This is a genomic window from Spirosoma sp. 48-14, from assembly GCF_001898575.1.
GTDB lineage: Bacteria > Bacteroidota > Bacteroidia > Cytophagales > Spirosomataceae > Spirosoma.
In genome coordinates, this window is record NZ_MKUD01000062.1 from 1 (window position 1) to 4,447 (window position 4,447).

5 protein-coding genes are annotated in these 4,447 nt (G+C 45.5%); 3 read left to right on the forward strand and 2 right to left on the reverse strand.

Annotated features, from left to right (window positions below):
- The first annotated feature begins 269 nt into the window (after nt 1-269).
- A complete protein-coding gene (locus BGO59_RS27105; protein ID WP_293688944.1) occupies nt 270-731 on the forward strand; it encodes a hypothetical protein in 462 nt (153 codons plus the stop codon).
- Here BGO59_RS27105 and BGO59_RS27110 read toward each other — a convergent pair.
- Entirely contained in the window at nt 702-1,910 is a 1,209-nt protein-coding gene (locus BGO59_RS27110) for a transposase (RefSeq protein ID WP_293688946.1), read from the reverse strand. The two genes, BGO59_RS27105 and BGO59_RS27110, sit on opposite strands and share 30 nt — an antisense overlap.
- A gap of 716 nt (nt 1,911-2,626) precedes the next feature.
- Here BGO59_RS27110 and BGO59_RS27115 point away from each other — a divergent pair.
- Both BGO59_RS27115 and BGO59_RS27120 read left to right on the forward strand, forming a co-directional pair.
- Nucleotides 2,627-3,187: a hypothetical protein gene (locus BGO59_RS27115; RefSeq protein WP_293688948.1), complete on the forward strand. Its 561-nt coding sequence runs from the start codon at nt 2,627-2,629 to the stop codon at nt 3,185-3,187.
- Nucleotides 3,188-3,280: 93 nt separating this feature from the next.
- Nucleotides 3,281-4,138, forward strand: coding sequence for an Rpn family recombination-promoting nuclease/putative transposase (locus tag BGO59_RS27120; protein WP_293688950.1), 858 nt, complete (start codon nt 3,281-3,283; stop codon nt 4,136-4,138).
- A gap of 67 nt (nt 4,139-4,205) precedes the next feature.
- On the opposite strand, the gene BGO59_RS27125 is transcribed toward BGO59_RS27120, so the two are convergent.
- Nucleotides 4,206-4,391: a hypothetical protein gene (locus BGO59_RS27125; RefSeq protein ID WP_293688952.1), complete on the reverse strand. Its 186-nt coding sequence runs from the start codon at nt 4,389-4,391 to the stop codon at nt 4,206-4,208.
- Nucleotides 4,392-4,447: the final 56 nt, after the last annotated feature.

The following is a 4,447-nucleotide window of genomic DNA, read 5'->3' on the forward strand; positions in this document are numbered from 1 at the left end:
GGTGTAAAGGTTGGAAGTTGGTTTCGTTCAGTGAAGTGACTCGCTCACCATCAACCCCTGTTGGCGTTGGGTGTAGAGCCAAGCCGAAAAGCGTGTTTGGCAGGTCGTGTGCGACAGTAAGCTCGTCCCGAAGGCGGGCGGTTTAGGCTCGTTAGGCGGCTTCGGTTGACAAGCCAACCGTCCCACAATGCGGGCTTTGACAGATTAGGCAGTTTCCCCGCGACAGAGGAAACGTTCCAGTTATAAGATTTCTACTCACTGAATAAAATATGACGGAGCAGATAAGTCAGCTTATTGAGAGTGTTTTTATTTGGTATAGCAAATCTTTGGAAGAATATTCTCGTCGATTGCCCGTATCACCTAACACTGACCTGACCAAGGTTCCAACCTTGTTGAGGGGCCATTACGAGGTTATTTCTCCAATGCTTTATGAGCGCTATAAAATGTTCGGAACTTGGTTATGTGCACCTTACGGTGACTGGCTAAGTTTGGAGGATATGGAAGGCTTATGGATTGACTGGAGCGAGGTTAAGCCAGAAAACAGTTATGTATACTCATTAAAAGTAAATTCTGAAGTTTGGGATAACGATGTTATCCGCTTATTTAGACCGGAGCGAATATCAGCTTTTGCTATTAATACCGAAAGTTACGAGCGAGTATATTTAATGTGGTTTGATAGTATAGCAATAGTCAGTCAGTTTCTAAGCGGCTTTACAGCCAAAATAACGTAGCTGGTCAAAAGCGGGATGATTTATCAACAACTCCCGTTTTACCGGTAAGATGCGCATAAATTGTTCCAGTAGCAATTCGTTGTGTAAGACCGTCTTATACTCCCCCAGCGAGAAACGTCCTGATGCGCTTGATAGGTTGTCCGCTTTGGCCACATTCACCGCCGTTAGCGACGCATTCAGATGGTAGTCCAGCCGCTCGACACTCCGGGCCTGACACTGGGTTAGCCCCGTATGTTGTTTGGCATCCCGGAGTAAAAATTCTTGTTGGAAACGCAAGCGGTAGTAGCGAACCAACTGCCAGGCACATAAATCGCTATCGGTCGAGAAATAGAGCTTGTAGTGCATGGGCCAGCCCAACACGTCGAGGTATTGGGTATAAGCTACTTTCAGCTGCCTCTTCAGAAAAGGACAATAAAGTACCGCTGAGTAGATCCGCAATTCACGATCCTGATAGGCCAGTTGAAAGTAGTTGAAGTCCGGCTTATGCCAGTCGACATAGGTACCGTATTGCCGGGGACGCCCCCGCTGCCCAGTAGGTTTACCCGCATAGAGATAGCGCAGGCGGGCATCACGCCGTAACAAACTGATAATAGCCAGTCCAGTACGCTGGGTCACAAAGTCGATGAAGGGCTGCTTGGCAAAGTAGGCATCTACCGCTAAGTAGGCACTCAGCGCTTGACAATGAGTGACTTGCCAGACAACCACCTGGGCGTAGTGCTGCAATAGGGTGATGTCCTTGGCGATTCGGTCAGCTTTGTGGGGACTTTGCACCGCATCCAACTGCCAGGCGGTATGGCGTTCTACATCGATCACTGACAGCACACTGGCTTCCAATCCCCAAAGTGTCTGTTGGGCTGTGCCTGACCAGAATTGGCTTCGCCCGGGTGTGGCCTGACCTGATTTGGGCAGAAAGGTGGCATCTAGGGCTAGTACAAAGTGCCCCGATCCATAGGTGTGGATAAGCTGTCGGTTGAGGCTGGCAAAATCCAGATAGTGGCTAAACTGGTCACGCATGGTATGCTCACAGTAGTGCTGGGAGTGGCGGGCCAATTGGGTAAAGTTGAGTCGGCCCTTGATGGCCAGAAACAAGCCTAGTATGTGGGCTAAAAAGCGACGACGGGGCTTGGTAAGTTGGGCCGCTTTGGCTACTATTGTGTCGATAAGGGCTTGCCCTTGCATAGGCGTTGACAGTTTGGAAGGTGAGATGTCCAAATCTACAACGCCTTTTTCTAATCTAACAATCTCCCCAAATACTGACGGACTATTAAGTATAGAAGAACCTGAATTATGGGTATACAGTTCAGATGGTGTAGGCCGCTACAAAAATTTAGCTGTTTTTCTGAAAGCATTACCAGTTGAAGATTCAGCAGCTTATGAACCTCATTGGATATTAGGCTATAATCAATAAGTCAAAAAATTTAAGTTAACTTTTGTTCAACATGGGCAGGCTTCCGCTGACAGGATGCACGTCCCGAGAGCCAAGTTGGCAGCCCAACAAACAGAGGGTGTAAAGGTTACAAGTTGGTCGCGTTCAGGGTAGTTTTGCCCTCATCCATCAGCCCTCTGGGGCGTTGGGTGATCCGGCCAAAGCTGTTAAAAAAGCGTGAGTGCCGTCGTTCTGGCGACAAGCCGCCCGGCTCGAAAGAGAGCTTTGGGTTTCCATTTCCGGTTGGTTTGCGACAGTGTAAACGCCCTAATTCGACAACGTGGCACCTGAGTGACAGGGCAAACGCCTTAGTAAGATAGTCAAGGCTGGCAAAGAATCGTAAAACGAGAGGTTTACAGTAACTTTTTCGAGATGTTTTATTTACATTTGACCTTCTTCGAGAAATTCATTCGCATTAGCAATTTCCAATATGATTAGTTTCAACTTTGGCGGGATAAAGTGGACAGGAATGACAAATAACCTTATCAATATTACTTTCCCCAATAAGGAAAAGGATAAACAATCTCAAGGTGAGACTTCTATTCCTGAGTTAAAATCAGCAGAAAGCCGGAAATACACTGATTATAAAACTCCACTTGGAGGAAGTTCGATTGGCATGATTAGTGAATTTGAGAGCGATATAAGAGTATACCTATTTATCGAAAAGTCAAAAGAAGGGTCCGCATGGAATCTAATCGCCCCAATAGTTAAATGTGTACATACTGATGAAGTGTACGATTTTGATATTAGCTGTTTTGCACTTGAAGGTTGTGGAGGTGGATTAAGTAATACAGACTCTATATTTTATCATGCATCAAAATTAAAGAACAAAGGATATAAGGTATATATCACTTCAAGAGTGATTGACAATGAGCTGTTAAAGGCATATCAGTACATAGATAGTAATATTAAATTGAAAGACTTGCTTGAAAACTCTATCAAACTTGTTAATTATAGGAAAAATGAGTTCATCTATATTCACAAGAAATTTAATGAACTGGCTACTAAATACGGAATATTAACAGTTTAGGACGTCGCTCTGCATGGGTGGGTTGTCGTTTGACAGGCGATAACTCGATAAGTTAACAAATTACTTCCCGCCTGTTTTCCGTAACTTCGGTGTATGGAAACAGGTATTTACATTCCCATCATCTCAGATTACGGTTTCAAAGCCACTTTCGGCAACGAAGCCGATAGTTTATTCCTCCGCACAGCCTTGCAGGCACTCATCAAGTCTGCTACGCCTATTCGGGAAGTTCATTTTGACAAGAACGTATTTGAAGCGTTAACTATTGACAGTCGAAGCGGTATTTTTGATTTGGCCTGTACCGATGAAAACGGCAGTCAGTTCATCGTTGAAATGCAGTTGGGATTGGCTCCTCATTTTTTGCAGCGGATGAAGTTCTATGCATTACATAAATTCAATACAGTGGTAGAGCGGGGCGAGTTTGATTATGCTAACCTGCCCAAAATATACGCCATCGCTATTTTGGCTAAGAACATTCTGCCAACCGCTCATTTTCATACGGTTGCCAATCTGCGAAGCGAGACCGGTGAAATCATTGATACTCAAATGACGTTTATTACGGTAGAATTAGCTAAGTTTAACAAGCAAGTAGCTGAAATTGAGACTGATTTAGAAAAACTGGTTTACACTATGAAGACACTTCACACGACCGAACCTACTCAATATCCGGCTTTCTGGAACGAGGAATGGCTAAAACGGGCGATTGATGAGTTGGACACGCGCAAAATGACTCCGGAAGAGCGGGCGTATTTTGCTCGGGTGACAGCGGCCAATGCCGAAGCGGTCAAGGCCGAGAAACAGAAGATTCGGGAAGCTGTAGAACAAAACGAACAATCTATAAAAGCGGAAACGGTCAAAAATTTGTTGGGCTTGAACCTTTTGAGTGCCGCTCAGATTGCAAAAACCGTTGGCGTGACTGAAGATTTTGTACGCAAGCTCTCCGTCGACAGGTAGCACGTCCCGAAGTCAAAGTTTGACAGCCCAACCATCCATGTGTGTAAATGTCTCCCTACGGTCGTCATCAGCACATGGAGGTGTTGGGTGGTCCGGCCAAAGCTAGTGCTTCCATTTTCAGCTTCCGGGCGACAGGCGGCACGTCCCGTAGCAAGGCGGTTTTGCGCGTTAGTCGTCTCCGGTTGACACGAGAATCGCCACAATTATGCAGGTTTGGTTTCCATTTTCGTGTTTCGTGGTACTGTCTTTCCATGCAAGAAAAATGGTATAATTTTTTCAAGATTCGACAAGTTTCTCCATATTTGCTAT